Raw genomic sequence first — 25,989 nt, forward strand, 5'->3', positions numbered from 1 at the left:
AAAAAATAATGTGTAAATATGCCAGCGCACATTGCTATAGTGTCAATTTCTTAGCAAAAGCACTGAGGACTTTGACGCCATATGTATGAATCTGTAGAGCAGTAGCTAGAACTTCTGGTAATAATTCTGGTGTCAATTTCTCAGCCAAAGCACTGATAACTTGGGCACGATAATGCATATCCCAGATCTGTTTAGCTGCTGCTAGTGCTTCTGGTAATAATTCTGGTGTCAATTTATTAGCTAAAGCACTGATAACTTCGGCGCGATTTTTCTCAGGCTGAATTTGTCGAGCTAGAGCCAGTGCTTCTGGTAATAATTCTGGTAATTGATCAGCCAAAGCACTGATAACTTCGGCGCGATAGTACATATCCTGAATATGTTGAGCAGCAGCCAGTGCTTCTGGTAATAATTCTGGTAATTGATCAGCCAAAGCACTGAGAACTTGGGCGCGATATTCCTCATCCTGAATATGTTGAGCAGCAGTCAGTGCTTTTGGTAATAATAGTTCGGGAAATTTCTCACCTAAAGCACCAAGAACTTTAGCGCGATCCTTCTCAGCCTGAATCTGTTGAGCAGTAGCTAGTGCTTCTGAAAGAGCTAGTTTTTTTAAGTTGGCTGGCAAATAACCAACTAATTGTGCCAGAGAGCTTATTTTATCCCCTTGATTTGGCTTTTGTAATGCGTAGACTAACCCTTGTTCGGGAGACCAGAAATCATGTTTAACCAAAGCTACCAACAAATTTACTGGTAAATTCCCTGCTAAACTATTAATAGAAGCAGTTATCAAAGCATAACGACACTGCCAACCAATAACTTGAGGCAACCTATCTTCATCCCAGTCAACCTCCGCTAACTCCCAAGCACGAGCCACATCAGTAATAAAAATCCCCATTTGCCCTAAACGTTCGCACGTTTCATACCAACCATTAGCCCCACTTTGCGACTCCTCTGCCAATAACCCATGAATCTCCTCTATCTTCCCTGCCTTTTCCAAATGCCAGACTAGATGCTGATGAATATAACCATCATTAGGTAAAGTATGCCAAAGATGATTATCCGTTAACTTCCTATATTTCTTCAAAAATATTTTGTGAGCCTTAGCTAGACGAATACCCAACCCCGGCAAATCACCTTCTTCTGTTGGATGTAATGGTGCAGTCAACAAATTCCGAGCCAGATCGTGAAACAAATCATGTAAACGATAAGTAGGCTTACCATCTGCCAAAGCCACACCATCCAACAACAACGCCTTCCTCCGCAAATCCTTCAACTTATCCCTCGCATCCCTCTCATCATTCATACCCCAGAGGACAGCCGCCATCCCTGGAGTAATATTCACATCATCCGGCAATATTCCCAACCAAATAAAATCTTCCCGCCTTTTGTGTTTCAGTTGCTTGATACTCAAATTCAAGGAAGCAGTCAAACTCAACTTTTTTAAACTAGCCTCATCAACAACATCCTCTGGACCTAGTATATCCAACGTTTTTAACCGAGCAATTTCCCCTTGAATATCAACTAACAGCTCTCCCCAAGACATACCATCTGCAACTTGAGCCGCTGCCAACTCCAAAGCTAAAGGCAAATATCCCAGTTCCTTAACCAAAGCCTCCGCCTGTTTTGCTTCCTCTCCCCTAATTTCACGCCCTAACCTTTGACTGAGAAGTTGCATTGACTGGGATAAAGTCATCACATCCAGATTGTAAATTTCAGCATCTAAAACATCAGCGATCGCCTTTTCCCTAGTCGTCACCAAAACCTGACAGCGCGGACCTCCCAAATTAAATATTTGGGCATGGTCTGGACTCCAAGCATCATCCACCACCAATAGCACAGCTTTGTCAAAAAGTAAAGTCCGCAAATGATTAGCAGTCGCCTCCACACTTGTAGGTTTGAAATTATAGTCACCCAACGCCTGCACCCAAACACTCAGCATGGGCAAAATATTAGGCTCTTGACCCAAAGTTACCCAGAGAATACCATCAGCAAAACGAGATTGTACCTCCTCATCATAAGCTAAAGCCGTTGCCAAAGTAGATTTACCCACAGCACCCAAACCGTGGATAGCAGTCACCACAATAGCTTGGGTATCCGGTGAATTTGTCAGTAGGTTAGCCTTTAAATTGTCGCTGTATTCCGGGCGATCTACATAGTATCTGGGGAGGGGTGGCGCCTGGAATACATTGATTCTAACTTTTCTCGTATCAGTGGAGGCACCAAATATTTTTCCACAAACTTTTTTACGGAAAGATAAACCAAATCATTTTTTCCAGGTTTAGCAATAGAATTGTGGTCTGCTGGAATAGCAATAGGTTTAACATCCTTAATTCCTGGGTTAGCACTATCCTCATCCACAACCAAAACCCCACTCATGGGTTGAGTTTCATAGAGGACATGAGTTTTAATTTCCAAATTATCAACATTTTGTCGATACCATTCGTTAAGTTGCCGTAACTGAGGCGAATGCGCTTTTAATTCCTGAACATTCACCGTCGCTCTCGTTAAAAGATTAATATTATCAATTAAATTAGCCAAGTTTGAGCCTTGATGGGGAGTGGATAAAAATACAATCCCTTGAGTCTGTTTGATAATAGCTTTTTTAGCATCAAAATTTTGAGCTGTACGAATTAAATCTTTAACAACCAACCCACCCATACTGTGAGTCACAAATATCAGGGGGCGATCGCCTATATCATTAACGTCAAGATATTCCAGTAAATTACTTGCTAGGTCAAAACGGGGCATTCCCTGACCAACATATCCAAAGCGAGGCGTATCATATCCAAAAGTCCAGACATTTGCTTGTAATTCCTCCCCCAACCAAAACGGCCAAAAGTCCAAATCTTGATTATCTCTTTTGCTTTGAGGATGCCATGTACCCCAGGGGTGGCCAGCCAAACCATGAACAAAAACAATATCACCTCTGGGATGAGAATTTTCACACTTAAATACTGGTGATAAACCAAGCATATTCTCCTCTGTTATATTATTTTCAGTTAGGGGAGAGGAACGGGCAAGATGCCCATTCCACAAGATTACAAGACTACAAGATTACAAGACTACAAAACTATTAAAATCATCCCGCATTTATGCAATGCCATCTTTTCAATTTTGCTTTAATAGCTCTCAGTCATTTAACCTTCAGAAATAGTTTCAGCTTCAGTAATAGCTCTCAGTCATTTAACTTTCAGAAACAGTTTCAGTTTCAGTTTCTGTCTCCTGAGACTGGTCCATCACTGCTAACGTTTTCTCCCGGTCTAACTTCAAGACTAAAACACCCAAAGGAGGCAGACATAAGTCCAATGACTGTGGGTGGTTATGGAAGTACCACTCATCAGTCCATTTACCACCTAAATTACCCATATTACTACCACCATAATTACCAGCGTCACTATTAAATATTTCAGTATAGAATCCTGACTCAGGTACACCAATGCGATAGTGACTATGGGGTTGAGGAGTAAAATTGCAAACCGTTACCACAAACTCTTGAGGATCTTTAGCGCGACGAATAAACGACACCACACTATGATTATTATCACTACAATCTATCCACTGGAATCCTTCCTCGCTGAAATCTTGTTCATGCAAAGCAGCTTCAGAACAATAGAGGTGATTCACATCCCGGAAAAATCTTTTCATTCCTTGGTGAGCATCAAACTGGAGTAAATGCCATTCTAAATCGCCCCAAACATCCCATTCACCCCATTGAGGAAACTCCATCCCCATAAACATAGTTTTCTTACCAGGGTGAGTAAACATATAAGCAAACAATGCCCGAACATTAGCAAACTTCTGCCAATCATCCCCAGGCATTTTACCCAACATATTACTCTTACAATGTACCACCTCATCGTGAGATAGAGCTAACATATAGTTCTCACTGTGGTGATACCAAATACTGAAAGTAACATTATTCTGGTGGAACTGTCGGAACCAAGGGTCCATTTCAAAATAGTCAAGCATATCGTGCATCCAACCCATGTTCCACTTGAGGTTGAAGCCCAAACCACCAACATAAGTAGGCCAAGTTACCATTGGCCAGGCAGTAGATTCTTCTGCAATGCAAAGAGTACCAGGATAGTAACCAAAAATCAAATGATTAACCTGACGGAGGAAATCAGCAGCTTCTATATATTCTACGCCTCCATATTGATTCGCAACCCATTCACCGTCGGGTCTCAAATAGTTGAGGTAGACCATAGAAGCAACCGCATCTACCCTAAAACCATCAATATGATACTTTTCAAACCAGAAAAGGGCATTTGAAACTAAAAAGTTACGGACTTCGTTACGACCATAGTCAAATACTAAAGTACCCCATTGCTTATGTTCACCTTTGCGGGGGTCTGGATGTTCATAGAGATGAGTACCATCAAAGAAAGCCAAACCATGTCCATCTTTGGGGAAATGTCCTGGTACCCAGTCTACAATTACGCCAATACCATTTTCATGACATTTATCCACAAAATACATGAAGTCTTCAGCATTACCGTAGCGAGATGTAGGGGCAAAAAATCCTGTAACCTGATAACCCCAAGAACCATCAAAAGGATGTTCTGCAACAGGTAACATTTCAATATGGGTGTAACCTAAATCTTTGACGTAGGCAACCAAACGGTCTGCTAACTCCCGGTAGGTAAGAAAACGAGCATCAGGTCTGAGTTCTGAGACTTGAACTACAGGTTCAGTTTCACCATTAGGTAGTTTAGCAGGTTCAGCAGCAGAGGCATGAATCCAAGAACCAAGGTGACATTCATAGACAGAAATAGGCTTGGTGAGGGGGTCAGTGTGGCGACGTTTTTCCATCCACTCTTGGTCGTTCCAGGTATAGGAGTCTAAGTCAACAACAATGGAAGCTGTTTTGGGTCTTACTTCCTGTTGATAGCCGTAGGGGTCACTTTTTTCATAGATGTGTCCTTCCCAGTTTTTAACCTCATATTTATAATGTTCTCCAGGGCCAATATCAGGAATGAATAATTCCCAGATACCTGTGTGGCCTTTCCGCATTTGATGTTTACGACCATCCCAATAGTTGAAGTTTCCTAAAATTGAAACGTTACGAGCATTGGGTGCCCAAACAGCAAAATAGACTCCTTTGACTCCGTTAATTTCTGTGAGATGTGCCCCTAATTTTTCGTAGATACGATGATGATTTCCTTCTCCAAATAGTTGAAGGTCAAAGTCTGTGAGTTTTGGAGAACGAAAGGCGTAGGGGTCGTTGATGACTCGTTCGTGTTCTCCTTCTTTGATTTTGAGTTGATAGTTGGCCAGTTCTGGAACGTCTATTACACATTCAAAGAAATGTGGATTATGGACTGACTGCATTGGGTATTCTTTCCGATCTACCGGTGAAATGACCGAGACAGCTTCAGCACTTGGTTGGTAGGCTCGGATTACTGTCACAGTTTTGCCATCTTGTTCTATCTGATGGACACCAAGGACTTGAAAAGGGTCATGGTGATGGTTCCAAACTATTTGGTTAACTTGGTCTGCAGAAATCGTCATGTTTGTCAATATAATTTTGTTAACAATTAATTAGGAAGGCTCCAGAATGGGAAAAGATATGCTAGTCGATGCTTGATTAGCACAGATTCTCCAAATATTGGGCATACACAGCTAATGTCTAAGGGTTAAACAATAATTCAACTTTCACCTTTTTACCATGACAAGTGCTTCTGACACGCTCAATAGTTATAAAAGGATTTTTTGTTTTACACAATTAATGTTAAGTATACAAATTATGAATACAAATTCGTTATTCACTTACTCCCTATCTTGGTGCACTTTCCCTCTCTTGGTCGGTATTCCCATGGTGAGGAGACTGTTCCCTATGGTCCCGGAAGGGGAACGTCGGGTTTGGACTACTTGCGACTGTCGTCGTCGCGGGGTCGCACTGCTACTCCCTGTTCTCAATAAGGTGTAGCAAAAATGCGTAAGATTTGATCTAAGAGGCAGCATTCTGTAGGAAAAAGCGTCAGCTTTGTGTCAGGAAAATGTACCTTATGGTGCAGATATTCTCTCGACATTAAAGAGAAAATTATCCCTAAAAGAAGCTTATATAATTCTATTTTCTATATACCTCTATGTGTTTTGTCTTTATTTATCTATTCTTCCTTTAAATTAAATTTTTGTCTATTTAATCGGTTACTATTGGGACATTTAAATGGATTTTATGACAAATGCGATCGACTATTAAAAAATTAAACTTGATGGGAAATCGTATCTAAATCAGCATAGATACTTTGCAGTTTAATTACAATTGGGAAAATATTAACTAAGATTAATATTAAAATGTTGTATAGCTATTCAAAATAAATTACGATCGATTAAATAAGAACTAAACTGGTATATTAACATTGCTATTTAAAAGTTTTAGCTTCAAAGTTTTTCATATATAATTAAAGTAATCTGATATAATAGGTAATTTTTTACAACAATTGTCAATGTAGGAAATACAACTAAAACTATCAATCAAATAACTTAGAAGCTGATAGATATAAAAATTCAAATTAAAATTTGAATGGGAAATTAAAACATATACTCAAAATTAGATACTGTTATATTTTGTATGCTTATAAATTAGATGTCAGTATAGGTAAATTATATGGTTGCAGTTAGAAGTACATTTTTGGCCCCAAACAATAAGTCCCCAAAAACAAATTTGTCTGTCGTCTCAAAAAAATCAGCTCGCCGACAAAAACTAACGTATGAAGAAAATTTATCTCATAGTAGCTATGCTTCAGAAAATAGTAGGGACTCACAAATAATTCAAGAACAGAATTTGGCTCAAGTCATATCCTTACCTAAGTCCAAACCACTCTGGTTAAAATCTTTGATGGCGACACAACTAACTTCATCCATGGTCACAGTATTATTAGCAAGTACCAGTGTAGCAATTTATGGCTGGACAATTTATGGTCAGTCGAAATGGACGACAGAATATCAACAATTACAAAAACTTAGACAAAAAGAACAACAGATAAGTGTGGCTAATGAGTTATTGAAAAATCAAATAGCTGAACAAGCTTCAAATTCTGATAATGGTTTAGTTTCACAAAATTCTGTAAAGCGGATATTTTTAGACCCAGCACCTCCACGTCCTGCTCCTAATGCTCCTAAACCTTATCTAGAATCTACTTCTGGTCATAAATATCTGCTCAAAACACCAGTGGGATATTAAATAGCATTTCTTACGGAATGCTTTTTGGGGATTTGAATCTTGCCTGAAACTATGAGCTGTGTAGACAGTGAGGATTTAAACCTAAGCTCGATCTTTTCCCTTATTGGTTTAATAACCCACCATCACCTGCAGTTTCAATAGGGTTGATGAGGTGAGAATTACCATTGACCCCATTCTCAGCTCTACCAACTATCAACTACTTACTACTTCTTCAAGCACTTAATCAAACAATACTTTGCTTACTGATAAATGCTTCCTTGTATCATGGCCGTTGAATACAGAGCACTCTGGAAAATACAGAATAACTCTATTCCTAAGTAGGAGTACATCATCCATCATTTCGGAGTATTAGTATTAGTGATAGACATTTGTTTGAGAGTCTAATTAAACAGATCATTAGTATTAATAATTGGTATTACCGGACATAATATTACTTGAAAATCAAAAGTTTCGTGGAACCCATACTTTTACCCCATTAATTAATCAATATTCTTGGAAGACTGAAAGCATTTGTCTTCTCCACGGATAAGTCTTCTTCGCTCTATCTGTAGATTTTTTTGACCATTGATGGCTTCACAAACAAGCAAACAACTAAATTAGTTAATATTTAACTCAAAGGAAGAAAATTAAAGAAGGCAAGGGTTTAAATCTCCCACTTCTTAAAGTTGCTTACATTAAATTTAGAGATTTAACCACAACTTAATGCTTCTTCTTTCCTGATTAATTATTATTAATAAATAACTCAAATGTCTGGTTATAACTATACTTCAAATACTCAACTTCGTCCTAAGTATTTCAAAAACAAACAAACAGAACAATCTAGTTCTAAACTCAAAAATAAAAAGTCTCAAAGTGAAACATATTCTGTCAAAAATACTCATCAAAAATTATTATCAATGCCCTCTCGCCAAAAACCAGAAAAATGTCAAAAATCTAGACTTTACCTGGTCTGGGTACTTTTAATACTTGGCTTATTAGGATTAATAATTAACCTATTCTATTTACAAGTGTTGCGAGGCAAAGCATTACAAGAACAAGCAAAACACCAGCAAACTAAAGAATCAATTCCTTTCGTTCCCAGACGCCCAATAGTTGATAGAAATGGCAATACTTTAGCAATTGATAAAATAGCCTATACCCTCTATGCTCACCCCAAAATTTTTAATCGTTCAAAACAAGAAGTTGCTTATCAATTATCAACTATTTTAGAAGGAGCAAATTTGGAGAAAACCCTAACTTCAAATGACCTACTCCAAATGTTCAATGAAAGAGAGACAGGTATAAAAGTTGCCGACTTCATACCTCAAGAAACTACAGATAAAATTACTAATTTATTTGTTGATGGCTTAGAATTAATTCAACATCCACAACGTGTTTATCCTCAAAAAGAACTAGCTGCTGAAGTAGTAGGATATGTAGATGGAGAAAGTATAGGTCAAGCTGGGATTGAATATAGCCAACAAAATCTCTTAGAGCGCTCTGTACCAAAAATCCAATTTCGGCGCTTAATCAAAGGTGTTCTTGTTCCAGACAAACTAACTACAGGTTTTCTACAGTTAGATGACCTTTCTTTGCATCTAACTATTGACTCTCGCTTGCAACGAGTAACACGAACTATCCTAAAAGAACAATTAGAAGAGTATGAGGCCAAACGAGGTACTGTCATAGTGATGGACGCTAATGATGGTTCTATACTCTCTCTAGTATCAGAACCTTCTTATGACCCCAATCAATACTATAACTATGACGTAACACTATTCAAAAATTGGGCTGTAACAGATGTTTATGAGCCAGGTTCTACTTTTAAACCAGTAAATGTGGCCTTAGCTTTAGAAGTAGGAGCAATTGAGGGAGATAGTGTATTTTACGATACAGGTAGAATAGTCATCGGAAATTGGCCTATATTTAACTCTGATGGTAGCGGTGGGGCACGCACTGTGACTGAGATTATTCAACACTCCAGTAATGTAGGTATGGTGAAAATTGTGGAACAAATGCCCCGAGCTGTTTTCTATGATGGCCTTAAACGCTTGGGATTAGGAGATACTACTGGTACAGACCTTCCCTTTGAAGCACCGAGTATTTTAAAGGGCCGCAACCAGTTTTTAATGGTGCCAGTGGAAGCTGCTACTACTGCTTTTGGCCAGGGATTTTCTCTTACTCCTCTACAACTAGCACAGCTTAATGCAGCTTTAGCAAATGGGGGTAAGTTAGTGACGCCTCATGTGATGCGTGGTTTGTTTGATAGTAAAGGACAACCATATTGGCAGTTGTCTTTGCCAAGTCCTAGACAGGTGTTTTCTTCTAAGACTACGACAGAAGTATTGGCAATGATGGAAAGGGTGGTTGAAAGTGGTACTGGTAAAAGAGCCAAAATTCGTGGATATCGAATTGCTGGTAAGACTGGTACGGCTCAAAAAGCTTCTGAAACTGGGGGTTATTCTAAGAAGGCTAAAATTACAAGTTTTGTTGGTATTTTACCAATGGAGTCTCCCCGTTATGTGGTTTTGGCGGTTATTGATGAACCTATTAAGGGTAGTGGGGGAAAGGTGGCAGCTCCTATTGTTAAGTCGGTCATTAAGTCTTTGATTAATATTGAGCAAATTCCTCCTTCTGATATCAGGTCTGTGCAAAGTCAAAATTAAATTCGGTGTTGGTGAAAAGAGGTATGATATATTGTTCGGATAAGAGTGCAAACAAAAAACTTTCTCCTTCTATTCCTTATTTCTTTTTCTTTCTTCCCTCCTGAATCGGTCCTCCCCCTCTTGGGAGGGGCGCGCGGGTGGGTTGACTCCTAAGTAATTAAGACTGATATCATACCCTAATTTACCAACGCCTTAAATTCTTTTTGGTGGTTTCCATTTCCTCCTGATTTTTCGGTCAGAACTAAGTCCTGGTGAAGTCAGGAGATTCAAAAATAGAATCGCAAAAAGGTAGAAAAATGCTTCCATCTCCCCTACTCCCCTACTCCCCTACTCCCTTGGGTCGCACCACTGTTCCCTATTCCAAAAATTGGGAGATATAGTCTAACTAGGGTTTGCTTATGGAAGTCTTATGGGTTAGGGTAGGAGTCAGGAGACAGGAGACAGGAGACAGGAGAAACGGAAATTACAAAGGATGTGGTCGAATATTTTGTCCTTGAATTTTTCTACCCTTGTCTGCTCAAAATGCTAACTTTTTAGTCGCTCCAGCTTAAATATTGTTGCACTTTTTTTTGTTCTAAAAAGGCACTTACCTTTATCTATCAATCCTTTGAGAATTAATCAGCAAGCTATAACTATCATGTCCGGATAATTAGTGATGAAAAAATTTTCTCCTCTTCTTCTTTCTTATTTCCCCTTCATTTCTTCTTCTTCCTTGTTTTTCCCTACTGACTCCTGAGGACTGACTTCTGACTTCTCTCTAGTTATTTATAACTATTCAACCGGACATAATATAAATGCTTAATAGTTGATTAAAGTTGAATCTTGGTAATCGCAATATTACCAGCAAAGCAAACATCTACATCAGTACCAGGAGTGCGGTCGCGTTCTGCATATTTTCCGGTATAATAAAAATCTTCTCCTTCCATTTGATAAGCTACTGGTAATGGTTGGGTTGATGGTGTGCAAAATACCATTTTTGGATCTGGTGCTTCGGGTTCTAAATAAGGAAAGTTTACATTCCAAAAAGCTCCTGGTTCAAGGGGGCGGTTGAGTAAATCTGCTAATACTATTTCTGCTAAACGAGTTACTCTTTCCCAATTCACAGGTTTTTTTCCTTGACGATATTGAGAAAGGGCGATTCCTGGAATTCTGTGAAATGCTGCTTCTCTTACTGCTGCTACTGTACCAGATATGTAGACATCTACACCCATGTTACCCCCTGAGTTAATACCTGAAAGTACCCATTTGACATTATTGTCGATGTGTGTTATCGCAATTCTAGTACAATCTGCTGGTGTACCTGCGATCGCATACTCAACCTCAGACAGAGTTTGGATATTAATTGGTTCTTGAGTCGTAACTTGATGTCCACAGCCAGATAATTGTTCTTGAGGAGCGACAATTATACTTTTTTTAGAAGATGCTAAAGGTAAATTGACATTATTGACAGCTTCCCAAAGTGCTTTAATGCCAGGAGCATTAATTCCATCATCGTTGGTGAGAATAAAGGTCATACTTTTTAAGAATTTGAGTTTAGCTATAGCAATTCTATTTTATTTGTGTATAAAAATCTTACCGCTTTTAGGGAACAGGGAACAGATGGGAGTTTCAGTTTTTTTATCTACTTTTTGATTTGTCACAACTTATTTAGGATTGCTATAGTTGATAATTTTAACATTGCCAGTTAAAGATATTTTTGAGTTGAATTTCTTATCTTTGCTCATTGAATTCCAACACTTTGACTAATTAGCTATTTACCATTTTCTTAATTATTCAGCCTTTAACATAGGAAAATATATATTACTGTACTATTTAATACATTTATCCGATCGTCAAAAGTAATATTTATTGTCTGAAAACTTGAGATGACAATAACTTCAGATAATTTTTTTTGCTTAGTGTTAAATTATTTGTGAGATTATTAAACATCTCCAATAATAAAAAATCAAATCAATTATCCCGTAGAAATTATCAATTCTTTCCCCCTACTCCCTACTCTCTACTCCCTACTCCCTTTTTTCCAAAGAGGTCTATTGAGTCGATCGCTATAAGATTAGAATTTTACTCTTCTACGCTCAGTAGAAAATGAACAAATAGAGATAGTAATTTATCTTTTGATTTTGGGTTTAATACCCCACCGTCTGAGGGTGTTAACAATTGGTTGGGGTTTGAGTCCCAATCCACTTTTTGCTTTTTGCTTTTTGCTTTTTGCTTCTTCCTTCTTCTACTTTCGTAGATTACATGAAAAATAGTACTGTGTTAAACTATTTATTACTATAAAAATCGAAGAGTAATAAAGTCAATGTATGTTACTGCCTGCTGTTTTACATCCTGATATAGTTGAATTTCTCCGAAAAGATGTGGAAAGTAATTTACAAAAAAAAGTATGGGAATGTATTAAAAAACTGAAGCAGCAAAAATTTGATGGTGGATTGCGGGTTAAAAAGCTGAAGGGAATCAATAAAAGAGTATGGGAAGCTAGAATTAACAGTGCTAGTCGCTTAATTTTTACCTACAATAAGTCATCGCAACCAGAAACAGGAAAAATGCAAGTTTATCTGGTAATTCAAGATATTTGTGTTGACCATGATGATGTATCACGACGTGCTAAAGCGAGGAATAAAAGTCCTGATTCAGAATGGTTAGAAACAGAAGAAGTGGAAGTGGTTTTAGAAACTAGCGACTTTAAAAATCCAGATAATTACGCAGATGGAAATAATCAATATTCAGCAGCAGAAAAAACAAAGATTGACATAGTAGAAGCTCTAGAGTTAGAACTTAATTCAGATTTGAAAGATGATGAATTGCTAGGAAATATTCAGTGGCGAGTATTAGAGTCAGAAACGGAATGGCAAAAAGCAATTATTGAGCAAAATACAGATTTACCTTTAAAGTTGACAGCAGAAGAATATGAACTTGCTAGACTTTCAGGAAATCTTTTATTAAATGGTAGTGCTGGTACAGGCAAAACCACAGTGGCATTATATAGAATGCTGCAAAAAAGAGAGTATAACAATTCAGGGAAACGTTTATATATAGCCTATAATCATTTGTTGGTTAATAATGCAGAAGAACAATTTTATAAAATAGTCGCAGATAGTGAATTAGAAAAAGCAGAAAATAATCAAATAAGTCAAATAATTTTTGAGTTTAAAAATCTTCAGGAACTATGTTTGGAAATTCTGAGTAGCTATCATCAAGAATATTACGTTCAAAATAAAGTAAACTATCAAGTTTTCTCGGAAATGTACAAGGCACATCCTCGAAAAAAACAATATTCAACGTCTTTAGTGTGGGAAGAAATTAGAAGTACTATTAAAGGAAAACAACTATCTATAACAGAATATATTTTGTCTGAAAAAGCTTACGAAGAAATCAGTAAAAATAGTATGACTTGTCTGGAGGAAAGACATCGTAGAGAAATCTATAAAATTGCAACATGGTATCAAAAAAAACTTCAAAAAGAAAAATTATATGATGAAATAGATTTAGTCAGACAAGTGTTGAAATTGATTGAAAATAATCATAGTGAAAATTATAGTGAAAAATACGATCTGATTGTTTGTGATGAAGTGCAAGATTTTACAGAAATACAATTAGAGTTATTATTTAAGTTAGTTAATCCCAATGGAAATTTATTTTTTGCTGGAGACTCTTATCAGATGATTAGTCCTAGTGGTTTTCAATGGGAAAAACTAAAAGATAAATTTTATCCTCACAGAAAAGTAGATAGACAAACCCTAAAGTTTAATTTTCGTAGTGTAGGAAGTTTAGTAAATTTAGCGAATAAACTACTAAAATTACGCTCTCGATACTTAGGAGAACCTAAAGGAAATTATTCGACGACAAATAGTAGTAAGGGTCAATTAGCTAGGACGATTTCAGCAGATTATCAAACATTAATAAAAACATTAAAAGAAACATCTTTATATCCTGGTGATGCAATTTTAGTCAGACAAGAATCAGAGAAAGAAAAAATTAGAGCCGAACTAAATTCTAGTTTTGTTTTTACAATTGAAGAAATCAAAGGATTAGAATTTGATACAGTTTTTCTCGTAGAATTTTTTCAGCCTACAAAAAAACTTTGGGGTAAAGTTATACGAGGTGGGTTATTAAAAGAAAAAGAAAAACCAGCATTTCAACTAGAATTAAACTTACTTTATGTAGCAATTACCCGCGCTAGTAGAATATTAAATATTTGGGAATCACAGCTTAGTGCCCTCTGGCAAGAACCAGAATTTCAAGGTTTATTTCAGTCAATAATTCCCGAATTAGTAAGAAGCGACCGAGTAAATCCTAGTTCAGAAACATGGCGTAAACAAGGGGAATATTATTTAAAAGCAGGATTCTATCAACAAGCAAAAGAATGCTTTACTAAATCCGGCGATCTAACTTTAGAAAAACAAGCTCAAGCCAAATTATTAATTCAAAAACAAGCTTATGATGAAGCAGCAAAAATTTTTGTTGAGTTAAGAGAATGGCAAGAAGCAGCACTACTATTTGAGAAATTAAAAAAATGGCAAGAAGCAGCAAAATGTTGGGTAAAAATTGGAGAAAAACAGAGGCAAAAAATTTGTGAAGCTTACAACTTGGAAGTAAACTTAAAATGGTTAGCAGCAGCAAAAAAATGGGAAGAACTCGAAAATTTTGCTAATTCTAAACGCTGCAAGATGAATATTCCCGAAAAAAAAGCAGAATACCAAGCTATTCAATTTGAAGAGAAAAAACAATGGATTAAAGCTGCTTATGAATATGACTTAGCCAAAATACCTCAGAAAGCAGCATTGTGTAGAGCCAAAGAATTTGAAAACAAAAAACAATGGGAAAAAGCTATTACTCAATATCAAATAGCAGGAATGGAAGAAAAAGCAAAAAAATGCCGCCTTCGAGGAGTAAACGAACTACATAAACAAGGACTAATTAAACTACAAAAAAGAGATAATACTGGCGCTATAGAAAACTATAACCGAGCAATAATACTAGACCCAAATAATCATCAATTTTACAAAAACAAAGGTATTGCAATGGCTCAATTGGGAAACTTAAAGGCAGCAATAGCAAATTTTCACAAAGCATTAAAACTTGAACCAAAAGACCTCCAAAATTATCATAATTTAGGGGCAACTTATGCAGAATTAGGCAAATTAAATCAAGCCATAAATCTTTTTTCTCAAGCTCTGAAATTTAATCCTCAAGACTCTCAAATTTACCATAACTTAGGAGTAGTTCATTTTAAAGCAGGAGACCCACAAGGAGCCATCGCAGATTATGATCGAGCAATAAAATTTAATCCCACAAAAATAGAAGCTTACTATAATCGAGGTATTGCCCGTCGCTCCCTGGGAGATAGGCAAGGTGCAATTGATGACTTCACCACATTATTAAAACTCAATCCTCAAGTTGTAGATGCTTATACCCAACGAGGTGCTGTTAAGTTTGACATGAAAGATATAAAAGGAGCGATCGCCGACTTCAACGAAGCAATTAAACTTAATCCTAAACATCCTGAAGCCATTTACAACCGAGCTGTAGTCCGTCGTTTGATGCGAGATAACAATGGCTCCCTAGAAGATTTTAACCAAGTTATACAAATTAATCCTAACTATGTAGATGCTTATATCAAACGAGGTATAGTTCGTTTCGATCTTGGAGAACATCGTGGCGCCCTAGAAGACCTAAACTGTGCAGTACAACTTCAACCCAAAAATGCAGAAGCTTTTTATCATCGAGGTAACACCAAGCGAAGTCTGGGAAACTTTCCCGGAGCAGTCGCTGATTTTCAGACCGCCATACATCTCAACTCCCAATATCATCAAGCTTATAACGACCTTGGCATTGTACGTCTGAGAATGGGAGATATAAAAGGGGCAATAAAAGACTTTGAAGCAGCTATACAAATTAATCCTAACTATGCCGAAGGTCATAATAACCGAGGCTTTACCAAATTTAGATTAGGAAATATAAAAGGCGCAATGAAAGACTTTGAAACAGCTCTGCAAATTAATCCTAACTATGCCGAAGCACATAATAATCTCGGAAATGCTCGCTTTAAAACAGGAGATTTTCAGGGAGCTATTGATGACTTTGGCGAGACTCTACGCATTCACCCCAACTATGTTCCTGCCTATAATAATCGAGGTTTAGCTCGTTTGAAACTAGGAGACTTTTCTGAGGCGATCGCTGATTGTCAAGCAGCGCTAAAAATCAACCCCAACTATGGTTTAGCCTATTATAATTTGGGCTTAATTCACTGTGAAATGGGAGATTTGCAGCAAGCTATTCTAGACTATAACGAAGTATTAAAATTGTATCCGAGAAAAATAGACGCTTATATTAACCGAGGACTAATTTATATGAAGTTAGAAGACTATGCTCAAGCGGTTAAAGACCAAACCAGTGCTTTAGATATTAATCCTAATCTTGCTCACGCTTATTCTTTTCGTAGTGAAGGATATATGAAATTAGGAAACTTTCAAGCTGCTCTTGATGATTTACACAAAGCAGCAGAAATTTATCAAAAACAAGGAAAGCGACAAGAATACGAAAAGATTATCAAGACTATTGATAGTATGAAAGATGAGCACGACCCATAGACATCGGCATGGAAACTACGGCAGTTTTTAGATGGGTAAACCACAGTTAAAAAGTTAGGTGGTAGGTGTTAGGTGTTAGGTGGTAGGTGAAACGAGGGCTGCGAATTCCACAATAGATGACTAACCTTGTGGTCTACTCCAGTGAAAAGCGCTGTAAGTTTTTGCCCAGGCATTTAGTAGACACACAAAATTATAGTCATTTACTTTAGATTGAGACAAAGCTTTCTTGCTATGAGAGAGTTTCAGACGAAAAAACGTCTAATTTTTAAGTTAAACTACTATAATTGCCTATTTTTATCATCAAAATATATCCTCAGATAAAAGGAAGCAAAATGTTGATTTATATCATGTATTTTTACAGCGCTTTTCATTAGACATCTCCAAAATCAAAATTAAGGTAAAATTGTAGTGACCAATTATATATACGCTGTCCCCAAATAAATAACACCATTTCTCAAAAACTTTTCTACATTTTCTTGAGTATGGGAGTATGGGAGTGGGGGAGTGGGGGAGAAGTAAAAATAATAATAATTCATATTAAATACGCTCAAATTAGCAAAAAAAAATATTAGGATAGTTTAATTACTTAATAACTGAAGTGTTACCTAAGTAGATAATTACTTTTGGCAATTAGTCTAATGTATTAGAATATATTTATAATCATCCACTCATCAACAAAAAAAAATTATTGGTATTACAGATAAACAACTAATAAAATTAATAGAAAATCCTCAAAAAGTTGAATAAAAAAAAGACAGGCGATAATGCTCCGCATCGCTAACGCTAACGCTAGTCAAGAAAAAATATTAATCAAGGCAGTAGGAGCAAGAAAAAAGTCTTTAAGCAAGGGGGAAGAAATAATTTTGACGTTATATTATTTGCATCATGTACCAACATTTCAGCTACTAGGAGCAATAGATATCTCCAAAATAGAAAATCAGGTAAAATCATCAAAACCATTTATGTATGCAGTATCCCAAATGAATCCAATTTTAGAATATATTTATAACCATCCACTCATCAACAAAAAGAATTATTGTTATTACTGACAAACAGCTAATAAAATTAATAGAAAATGCCCAAATAATAGAATCAGAAAAAAAAGAGGCGATGTAGCTGCCGCTAGGCTCCGCCAACGCCAAAACAGAAAAAAGATTAATTACAGCAGATGGAGGAAGAAAAAAGAATTTAACTCAGGAATAAGAAATAATTTTAACGTTATTTTATTTACATCAAATACCAAGTTTTCAAACATTAGGAATCAACTTTCGTATAAGTGAATCAAGTGCTAATAATATTTTTCATTACTAGATAGATATTCTCAGAGAATTACTGCCAGCAAGCTGATTATAACAAGTAAAAAAAAAGAAAATGAATTGGAATTGGTAAAGGAGATATTAACAGAATTAGAATTAATTGTAGATAGTATAGAACAAAGTAGAGAAAGACCAAGTGATATAAAGACCAAGAAAAATATTACTCAGGAAAAAAGAAAAATCATACTTTTAAAAATCAAATAATAACGACACCAAAAGCGAGTGCTTAATTCGCCGTCGCACGGCGAATGTAAGAAGCACTCAAGACAGGAAAAGAAATAGTAGATGTAATAGTAGGATAAAAAGGTCTAGTAAATGATGTAAATATATTCAGAAAACAACGAATGGGAGTTTGATAAAAAACAAAAATTTCAAGGAGATAAAGCTGATGAAGAAGTAGAAAGAACAACTACACCAAAAAAGAAACCAAGAACAAAAGAAATGCCACCATAAATCAAAGAATAAAATCAAGAAAAAGCCAAAAATAGAATATTTGTAGAACATGTAATAAGATTAATTAAAATATTTGGATTTCCTAGATAAAGATGCAGATTAAAAGATAATAATTATCAAAAAGTAATCTGAACAATATGTGGTTTAGTTAGACTAATAATTGACTCATTTATTTTAGTAAAAGTCATCAAAATTTGAGATTAAAATAAGAAATAAAAGTACAATAAATATTTATATTAGTAACACGAAGTATCTCTGATAACCATAAAACTGTACAAATTAACTACCTTCATGAGTGGCGATAACCTCCGGTTAAGCGTACGCTATCGCTCCACTAAAGATAGTTAGGATAGGCCTTTGAGTATTTTTGGAGATGTCTAATATAGTAATAAAAAACTAGATAAAAATGTTTAATAATTAACAATGACTGTCTATAATACTATTAAAAAAAAGAATGTTACGAATAATCAGGGCAATTAAAATACTTTATAGGAGATGTCTCTTGGGCTAAAAAGATAAATTCAGACTTAAAAACTGCTATTAAAGCTATTCCCATACGACTCCTGATTCCTGACTCCTGACTCCTAAGAAATATGCTAGCTATTTGTAGTAAACATTTATCAAGTTGGCATAATACTGTAAAACGCGTAAAAAATGACGCTCTGGAGGAGCTGGCGATCGCTCCAGTAAAGATAGTTATAGCAAGTGCCTGATGATTTTTGGAGATGTCTATTTAAGTAGACCACAAAATTATTTTCGGTTAGGGAGTAGGGAGTCGAAAAATGCTTTTGGGTTGCTGATGATTATGATTGGCTGAACAAACAGGAAGGATAAAAATGTCACCGTACTATCCAGTATAGTTTTCTTGGAATTTCAAGGGTTTGAGTATTCGTTGTAGCTTATTCAGGAATGATAAATTTTGTGCCCTTTTAGGGAGTTGGAATGTGACAATTTTTTTCTGAGCTTGATTGCCATTAATATACTCTACCTATATTTACAATTTCTGTTTTGCAATCCCATTTATCTCAATTCATTTTATTAAGCTTCTAGGCATAGCCAAATTCTTAATTCCAAAATACACTAAATTTTACTTTTGAGCAATCAATGCTGTATTGTTTATCTATCAAGATTTTCAGCTTTTTATATAGGAGTAGGAAATAGAGGTGCGATTGCATCTTTTTTCGCCCTAAATTGCACCTTAAAAAGGGATGTTGAACTAATTTTGCTAATTTTATTTTAAATAACTAATGTTTAATTTAATTTTTGATAATTTTTAATTATTTTAGTATTTGTACCTACTTCTTCAAGACATGGACAAGTTTAAATAAGTCATAATTATAGTAATTATAAATAATGCTGATACTTGCATAGCAGAAGAAAGAAGGAAGGACAGAAGTTGGAAAAATTTTGCGTTGTCTAAGTTTTAAGCTTTTGATATGTCCTAACTGGAGAGTACAAAGTTCTGCTAAAAAACAGTTGGCTCTCAAGATTGAAAGTGTTACTGGGAAAGGTTTACAGCACCTACTGTTGTGAATGGAGAATTTTTAACCTTGAGTCCGTGAAACCCTTGACTAGCAATAGTTATTCCCAGAACTTTGCACTGTCTAGTGTCCTAACTTTTGCTTCGACTGCTATATATCGGGACTTTAGCAAAAAACGCCTTAAAAAAAGCCTTAAAATCTTGCTGGGTAATGCTTTAACGTTAAAATAGGCTATTTCTTGATATATCTTAGGTTTTCCTGGGTCATGCTACCCAAAGAACCATTTTTATCCTGTTGACGTATTTTCTTTGCTACTGTTGAGTTTAAAGCCATTTTCACCGTCAAAAATATCAAAGTCCTGATATGGATTTTTTTCCTGATTTACAAAGAAGTTAGTAGTACTTAGGCATTTTATAGTAGGAAAAATGCGTTAAAGTCAGTCTAGACAAGGAAATTACATCGATGCCTTAAAAATGGCTAGAACCCTTAGTAATTCAGTATTTATGTCTTTTTAACGCAAAAGCCTCTGCCCATCTATATTTGCCTAAGTCCCGAGATAGTCCTGCATAGTAATGGTAGGATACATATTTTTTAATTTCTCCCACACTCCTCATCTCCCACACTCCCCATCTCCCCATCCCCCCATCCCCCCCAAACTCCCGGTGCTTCCTTTACCATTACTATGCACCACCACCAGTCCCGATAATTCTATCTGAATGGTGTGCTTATTTTTTGTTTGGTCGCGATTCATTTCCCGGTAAATCGGATATTATACCGGGAGTCCTCTGGCTCCATTTAAGATATAAAATGCTAAAACCTTTAACCAGCAAAGATTTTAGTATATTTCGAGGAATTAATTTGATCGAGTTGTATGCGCCCTGCTGGAATCGAACCAGCCTGAAAGCGAATTATGAGCTCGCTGCCTCCCCAATCGGCCAAAGGCGCCTATTTCTAAGTTTACCTTTATATCGTCACATTAAGCTAGCTTGGACTTTTCTCAGATAACCTAACGTATCATAACATAGTTTCTGGAGTTAAGTTAAATTTTTGGACATAAATATTTCTAAATTTATACTAAAATATAGTATATCATAACAGAAAACAATATTATGCCTAAGAAATAAAAAAACTATGAATTCTAGTATTGTGCTAACTCTAAGCTTACTAACCCTAATGTTTGGTGCAGGTTTGGGTAGTGCTTCTTGGGGGTTTAAGCTAGGAAGGGAAGCTTTAAAAGGAATTACTCAACCAGATACTCGTCCCACTAATAATTTAGCAGGTGCTAGAGACAGTTCAAATCGCAAAGAAGGATTAGTCTTGTTAGAAGAGGAAAAAATTATTACCACTGTAAAAAATATTATCAGAAATGGTGGAGTAATTGAAGAAAAAACTACTAAAAAAGACTCCCAGAACAAACAAGCCAAAGCAAAGTCTTCTCAAGAAAATCAATCCCAGCAAAGTTTTCCAATTGTGAGTAGTGACGCTGGAGTAGCTCTAGAAGTTAATGATGTTCGTCGATGGGGTAATTCTCTAGTTTTAGATGTCAATTTAAAAAATGAAGGAGACCGATCTGTAAGATTTCTGTACAGTTTTTTGAATGTTACAGATGACCAGGGAAGGTCTCTCAGCGCAAGTACAGAAGATTTACCAGGAGAATTACCACCCAATGGTAGAAGATATTATGGTATTATTACGATTCCAGTTGCATTATTAGATAATGCCAAAGAACTTTCCTTGGAACTCACAGATTATCCTGGTCAAAATTTAGATTTAAAAATGTCTAGAATCAAAATAGATTAAGTGGATTAGATATTTTTTTGAGTAGGTTGTTAGTTAGATAAAAAAAGTTATCTATCACATAAGTTAATTTATTTATCTCTAATCAATCGTCAGAGAAAGCAAAATTAAATTTTAACTTTGAAGAGCAAAGAAATCTAATGAAGTTGCCCAAGATTTAATGGTATAATCAACGTTGTACATAAATATAGTCTTATGTAGTCAAACAATGTCAAATATCTTCGTGAAATTGTACTCACTAGCTACTAAATATTTGACAAAATTTAATAACTCAAAGGCCTTATGTTTAATGGTATAATCGGCAGGTAGCTGAGAATCCCTGGCTAAATCACCATAATAAAGATTAATAAATGCTCGGCTCCTAATATAATTTTAACCCCTTGATTTATCAGATTATTTGAGAGACTTATGATTCAAAAAAATCATCGGTTTTATCCTGAAATTGAGGTACTGTGTTTCTTGTCGAAAAATATCTTAAACTCATGCTAATTATTTAGTTCATCAGTCTTTGATATTTGAAAATATTTATCGTCACTATTTGGACTTGCAAAAGAAGCTACAATCTCAAGGAGACTATCAAGCAATGCCAGCTAAAGTATCTCAACAAATCTTGATGATAATAGATCGAAACACCGAAGAGTTTTTTAGCAGCGAACGAAGTTTATAAACACCAAGCCATCAAAGTTTAATGCTCGTCCTCGTATTCCGGGATATAAAAATAAAATAACGGGAATAAATATTGTAGTTTATACAAAACAAGCCATCAGCCATAGGCAAGTTAAACAAGGAATTATTAATCCAAGTAAAACATGGATTGATCTAAAAACATTAGTACCTACTTCATAAATTAAACAAGTTCGTCTGGTCCCTAAAATTAATCATTATGTAATAGAGGTCATTTATAAAGCTAATGAAAAACAATACGAGCTAGAGAAAAATCGTTGTGCCAGTATTTATATAGGATTAAACAACTTAGCTACATTAACTTTTAATCAAGCTGGAATCAAACCACTCTAGATAAATGGCAGACCGTTAAAATCTATTATCAATCAATACTATAATAAAGTTAAAAGCTTCCAACAATCTCAACTCCAGGAAAATAGATCGAGTCTGAGACTGAAAAAGCTGATCTTAAAAAGAGAATTTAAAATCAACGATTATCTTGCGTATTGCATCCCCTTTGATTATTGATACTCTAATTAATCAGAAAATAGGAACTTTGATAATTGGGCACAATGAAGAGTGGAAACAGAAGATAAATTTAGGGAAAAGAAATAATCAAAATTTTGTCTGTGTTCCCTATAACAGGTTAATAGAAATGTTATCTTATAAAGCCAAGATGGTAGGGATAGATGTAATTATTACAGAATAATCTTACACCTCAAAAGCAAGTTTTATAGATAATGATTTGATTCCAGTGTACAAGAAAGGTCAGAAAAATCATGTCACCTTTTCTGGAAAAAGAATAAAAAGAGGAATGCAATCGCACTGCCAGCAAAGGATTAATTAATGAGTTATGTTAACGGTTATTTGAATATTATGAGAAAAATAGCTATCTTTTGTCTTTGACCATGGGAAGCGAGGGTGCTGTAGTTCACGAGCGTCAGGATAACACCTGCGATCCGAAGGATATGTCTTATGTGACTATATTCTTATAAACTATAAATTGTTAAATATTAAACATGAAAATTTTCAGAGGTCTGAGGCAGAATCAATGGCAATAAGTTTGGGAGAAATGCCAAGCTTAGAAATCCTGACATCGACAGAGATAATGTCGCGACTTTTGTCAGTCTTTCTGCTAATTATCATCAATGCCTTTTTTGTGGTGGCAGAATTTTCTATAGTTTCTGTGCGTAGATCCCGCATTAATCAATTAGTCGATGCAGGTGATGTTCAAGCGAAAATTGTTCAACAACTTCAAAAAAATATAGACAGACTACTCTCAACCACTCAGTTAGGTATTACTTTGTCTAGTTTAGCTTTAGGTTGGATTGCTGAAGGAACTATGGCAGTAATTGTTAGATCTGCAATAGTTAAACTACCCCTACCTATTCATGTTACTCAAGCGATCGCTCACTCCCTAGCTATCCCAATTGTCACCTTTTTTATTTTGGCTTACCTGCAAATTGTCCTAGGAGAATTATGCCCAAAATCAGTAGCACTATTATATTCAGAAAAATTATCGAGATTATTTGGTCCTTTGAGTCTAGCTATCTCTCGCTTCTTTAATCCATTTATTTGGGTATTAAATCAATCTACTCGTTGGTTATTACGACTGATAGGAATTAAATACACTGGCAGTGTCTGGAAAACACCTGTTACCCCTGAAGAATTACAATTAATTATCTCTACTTCTACTGAATCAACTGGTTTAGAAGCAGAAGAACGACAATTACTTAGTAATGTCTTTGAATTTGGGGAAGTATCAGCTTTAGAAGTCATGGTTCAACGCACTAATATAGATGCTATCTCTAGTACGGCTACTTTTAAAAATTTGTTAGATGAAATTAAGGTATCTGGTCATTCTCGTTATCCTGTCATTGGTGAGTCCATAGACGACATTCAGGGTATTATAGATTTCAAAGAATTGGCTCAACCTTTAGCAAAAGGTTTATTATCCTCACAAACTTTAATTATACCTTGGATTCGTCCTGTAAGGTTTGTATCTGGACAAATGTATTTGAGCAAGTTATTATCATTGATGCAAAGAATGCGTCAAATTCCAAACAGTCGTCAGCACCCAGAAATGGTAATAGTAGTAGATGAATTTGGTGGTACTGCTGGGTTAATTACGCGAGAGGATTTGATTGCTGAAATTATCGGCGGTAATAGTTATGAAGTAACTGGTACTGAAGAATTTACTCTACAAATGTTAGACGATAAGACTTTTATTGTGCAAGCACAGTTAAGTGTAGAAGAAGTTAATGAACTATTGAATTTAGATTTACCTCTAACTGAAGATTATCAAACTTTGGGAGGATTTTTGATTTATCAGTTACAAAAAATACCTACTGCTGGAGAAAAGTTATGGTATGAAAATCTTGAATTTACTATTATTTCTGCCGAAGGTCCACGTCTCGATCAAATTAAAATTAGTCAATTAGAAGAGTTAGAAAATGAGCAAATTGTTAATGCGTTTTTAGAAGATGAAGCAGGAGAAAAAGTCAATCAAACTACATCAGATGAACTAATTGATAGCTCAGTTTTTCAGGCTGAAACTGACCCTCAAGATATGAACTAAAACCTTTATTATAGCAAGTTTTCTGGTTCTAAGAGGAGAGTTCAATAATTAATAATTAATAATTAATAATTACCTCTGTTTGAAAAGAAGAAAATTGATGCGGTAGAGAAATTTTTTTCTTCTCTTGGTCTCATGGATATGGCTCCGAGACCCGTTCTTACAGACCCGCTCCGAAGATCGCCATCCCACCCTAAGGGAAGCTCCGAAGACTCACGGCTTTTTTCTCCTTTAAAGGAGAGGTTTTAAACCTTAATTATTCGGTAAATATCAAGTTAATCCTCATTTTTGTTGTCTGTTACTTTTTTCTGCATATAATATAGTACACCTCTTGCAAAAATATTATATGCTATATTTATAAGCCATTTTTTGTCTAGTTTGACGTGAAAATATACCCAGAATTGCTCATTTTTTTGAACTAATTAGGGCTTGCTCAATAAAGCTAAAAGTCAGGATAGCTGACGGTAATGGAGCTTTGTATATTCAGCTTATCTCCTAGTTATTGGCTCTTATTTCCCTCAAAATACTGAAATTTTCTGCTGAAATTCAAGAAAATTTCTTCACATAAAATAGCTGAAACCTTTGCCTGTTCCTCCCATCTCCGCGCCGCCGTGTCCTACCCCCACCAACTAATTTTTTCAGCAGACCCTAATTAAATATACAGCGATCGCCAATTTACAAAATCATTAAAAAATGGCACACTAAAAAAGTTTAGCTCATCATTAAAAGCTCAACTAACTATCGGTTTAATAGATTTTTATTAAAACTTAATTAGCAAAGCTGACCGCAAGCTAGCTGAATACTTACCCTGTAATTACTTATCTAAATTTTCTTTATAATGTTCGACTTCAATAGTAGTATGAACATTTCCTCGTGGATAAAAATTAGCTTTAATTTTTACTTCTAAAGGGTCACAAGCTGCTACAAAATCATCTAAAATTTGATTCACTGATTCTTCATGGGAAATATAGCGATCGCGATAACTATTAATATACAATTTCAGTGCTTTCAATTCCACCACTCGTTCATTTGGAACATATTTTACGTCAATTGTGGCAAAATCTGGATAACCAGAAAAAGGGCATTTACAAGTAAATTCTGGTAAAGTAATGTTAATTTCATAACGTCGTCCAACACGGGGATTAGGAAAAGTAATTAACTCTCCTTCTAATATATTCCGCTCTCCATATTTAGCTTCTTGCATATTAAACTCTTGAGAAAGTTCATGGTTAGTTTCAGAATAATTCATAGATATTAATTAAACAATTTGGAAATACAATTTG

At 35.6% G+C, this 25,989-nt stretch carries 15 protein-coding genes and 1 tRNA gene; 9 read left to right on the forward strand and 7 right to left on the reverse strand.

What is annotated here, in order from left to right; genetic code table 11:
• Positions 1-34 precede the first annotated feature (34 nt).
• The 3 genes from F6K27_RS07805 to glgB all read right to left on the reverse strand — a co-directional run bounded on the left by F6K27_RS07805 (position 35) and on the right by glgB (position 5,508).
• Complete coding sequence (locus tag F6K27_RS07805; RefSeq protein WP_375339668.1) at positions 35-2,077, reverse strand: NB-ARC domain-containing protein; 2,043 nt, start codon at positions 2,075-2,077, stop codon at positions 35-37.
• Between the two features lie 68 nt (positions 2,078-2,145).
• The gene (locus F6K27_RS07810) at positions 2,146-2,970 is read right to left on the reverse strand and encodes a triacylglycerol lipase (protein ID WP_240039158.1); all 825 of its coding nucleotides are present in this window, start codon (positions 2,968-2,970) and stop codon (positions 2,146-2,148) included.
• A 210-nt stretch (positions 2,971-3,180) separates the two neighbouring features.
• Positions 3,181-5,508, reverse strand: coding sequence for a 1,4-alpha-glucan branching enzyme (gene glgB / locus F6K27_RS07815; protein ID WP_287274923.1), 2,328 nt, complete (start codon positions 5,506-5,508; stop codon positions 3,181-3,183).
• 1,099 nt (positions 5,509-6,607) lie between these two features.
• Here glgB and F6K27_RS07820 point away from each other — a divergent pair.
• Together F6K27_RS07820 and F6K27_RS07825 are read left to right on the forward strand one after the other, a co-directional pair.
• Positions 6,608-7,183 (forward strand): hypothetical protein, encoded by a 576-nt coding sequence (locus F6K27_RS07820; protein ID WP_124147067.1) that lies wholly within the window; start codon positions 6,608-6,610, stop codon positions 7,181-7,183.
• Between the two features lie 746 nt (positions 7,184-7,929).
• Entirely contained in the window at positions 7,930-9,828 is a 1,899-nt protein-coding gene (locus tag F6K27_RS07825; protein ID WP_287274925.1) for a penicillin-binding protein 2, read from the forward strand.
• An 809-nt stretch (positions 9,829-10,637) separates the two neighbouring features.
• Here F6K27_RS07825 and surE read toward each other — a convergent pair.
• Positions 10,638-11,342, reverse strand: a complete 705-nt coding sequence (surE, locus tag F6K27_RS07830) for a 5'/3'-nucleotidase SurE (protein ID WP_287274927.1) — start codon at positions 11,340-11,342, stop codon at positions 10,638-10,640.
• Positions 11,343-12,134: 792 nt separating this feature from the next.
• Here surE and F6K27_RS07835 point away from each other — a divergent pair.
• The 3 genes from F6K27_RS07835 to F6K27_RS07845 all read left to right on the forward strand — a co-directional run bounded on the left by F6K27_RS07835 (position 12,135) and on the right by F6K27_RS07845 (position 17,732).
• The gene (locus F6K27_RS07835) at positions 12,135-16,421 is read left to right on the forward strand and encodes a tetratricopeptide repeat protein (protein ID WP_287274929.1); all 4,287 of its coding nucleotides are present in this window, start codon (positions 12,135-12,137) and stop codon (positions 16,419-16,421) included.
• 764 nt (positions 16,422-17,185) lie between these two features.
• Positions 17,186-17,470 (forward strand): hypothetical protein, encoded by a 285-nt coding sequence (locus F6K27_RS07840; protein ID WP_287274930.1) that lies wholly within the window; start codon positions 17,186-17,188, stop codon positions 17,468-17,470.
• Positions 17,471-17,657: 187 nt separating this feature from the next.
• A complete protein-coding gene (locus tag F6K27_RS07845) occupies positions 17,658-17,732 on the forward strand; it encodes a transposase family protein (protein WP_287275059.1) in 75 nt (24 codons plus the stop codon).
• A gap of 2,549 nt (positions 17,733-20,281) precedes the next feature.
• Here the strand turns inward: F6K27_RS07845 and F6K27_RS07850 are convergent.
• Positions 20,282-20,422 (reverse strand): hypothetical protein, encoded by a 141-nt coding sequence (locus F6K27_RS07850; RefSeq protein WP_287274933.1) that lies wholly within the window; start codon positions 20,420-20,422, stop codon positions 20,282-20,284.
• Between the two features lie 121 nt (positions 20,423-20,543).
• Positions 20,544-20,616, reverse strand: a tRNA-Ile gene (locus F6K27_RS07855).
• Between the two features lie 186 nt (positions 20,617-20,802).
• On the opposite strand from F6K27_RS07855, the gene F6K27_RS07860 reads away from it, so the two are divergent.
• From F6K27_RS07860 to F6K27_RS07875, 4 genes are all read left to right on the forward strand, one after another.
• Positions 20,803-21,471: a hypothetical protein gene (locus F6K27_RS07860; protein ID WP_287274935.1), complete on the forward strand. Its 669-nt coding sequence runs from the start codon at positions 20,803-20,805 to the stop codon at positions 21,469-21,471.
• Positions 21,472-21,976: 505 nt separating this feature from the next.
• Complete coding sequence (locus F6K27_RS07865; RefSeq protein WP_205127523.1) at positions 21,977-22,135, forward strand: hypothetical protein; 159 nt, start codon at positions 21,977-21,979, stop codon at positions 22,133-22,135.
• Positions 22,136-22,630: 495 nt separating this feature from the next.
• Entirely contained in the window at positions 22,631-22,840 is a 210-nt protein-coding gene (locus F6K27_RS07870; RefSeq protein WP_287274936.1) for an IS200/IS605 family accessory protein TnpB-related protein, read from the forward strand.
• Positions 22,841-23,182: 342 nt separating this feature from the next.
• Positions 23,183-24,709: a hemolysin family protein gene (locus F6K27_RS07875; RefSeq protein WP_287275061.1), complete on the forward strand. Its 1,527-nt coding sequence runs from the start codon at positions 23,183-23,185 to the stop codon at positions 24,707-24,709.
• 811 nt (positions 24,710-25,520) lie between these two features.
• On the opposite strand, the gene queF is transcribed toward F6K27_RS07875, so the two are convergent.
• Positions 25,521-25,955 (reverse strand): preQ(1) synthase, encoded by a 435-nt coding sequence (queF, locus tag F6K27_RS07880; RefSeq protein WP_287274937.1) that lies wholly within the window; start codon positions 25,953-25,955, stop codon positions 25,521-25,523.
• Positions 25,956-25,989: the final 34 nt, after the last annotated feature.

Source organism: Okeania sp. SIO2F5, from assembly GCF_010692685.1.
In the GTDB taxonomy this organism is placed as follows: Bacteria; Cyanobacteriota; Cyanobacteriia; order Cyanobacteriales; family Microcoleaceae; genus Okeania; species Okeania hirsuta.

What these genes read in the sequence shown, in the direction of transcription:
- queF (WP_287274937.1), bottom strand. Translation starts at nt 25,955, where the DNA reads ATGAATTATTCTGAAACTAACCATGAACTTTCTCAAGAGTTTAATATG.
- F6K27_RS07850 (WP_287274933.1), bottom strand. Translation starts at nt 20,422, where the DNA reads ATGAATCGCGACCAAACAAAAAATAAGCACACCATTCAGATAGAATTA.
- F6K27_RS07825 (WP_287274925.1), top strand. Translation starts at nt 7,930, where the DNA reads ATGTCTGGTTATAACTATACTTCAAATACTCAACTTCGTCCTAAGTAT.
- F6K27_RS07835 (WP_287274929.1), top strand. Translation starts at nt 12,135, where the DNA reads ATGTTACTGCCTGCTGTTTTACATCCTGATATAGTTGAATTTCTCCGA.
- F6K27_RS07875 (WP_287275061.1), top strand. Translation starts at nt 23,183, where the DNA reads ATGGCAATAAGTTTGGGAGAAATGCCAAGCTTAGAAATCCTGACATCG.
- F6K27_RS07860 (WP_287274935.1), top strand. Translation starts at nt 20,803, where the DNA reads ATGAATTCTAGTATTGTGCTAACTCTAAGCTTACTAACCCTAATGTTT.
- glgB (WP_287274923.1), bottom strand. Translation starts at nt 5,508, where the DNA reads ATGACGATTTCTGCAGACCAAGTTAACCAAATAGTTTGGAACCATCAC.
- F6K27_RS07810 (WP_240039158.1), bottom strand. Translation starts at nt 2,970, where the DNA reads ATGCTTGGTTTATCACCAGTATTTAAGTGTGAAAATTCTCATCCCAGA.
- F6K27_RS07840 (WP_287274930.1), top strand. Translation starts at nt 17,186, where the DNA reads ATGCTCCGCATCGCTAACGCTAACGCTAGTCAAGAAAAAATATTAATC.
- F6K27_RS07820 (WP_124147067.1), top strand. Translation starts at nt 6,608, where the DNA reads ATGGTTGCAGTTAGAAGTACATTTTTGGCCCCAAACAATAAGTCCCCA.
- surE (WP_287274927.1), bottom strand. Translation starts at nt 11,342, where the DNA reads ATGACCTTTATTCTCACCAACGATGATGGAATTAATGCTCCTGGCATT.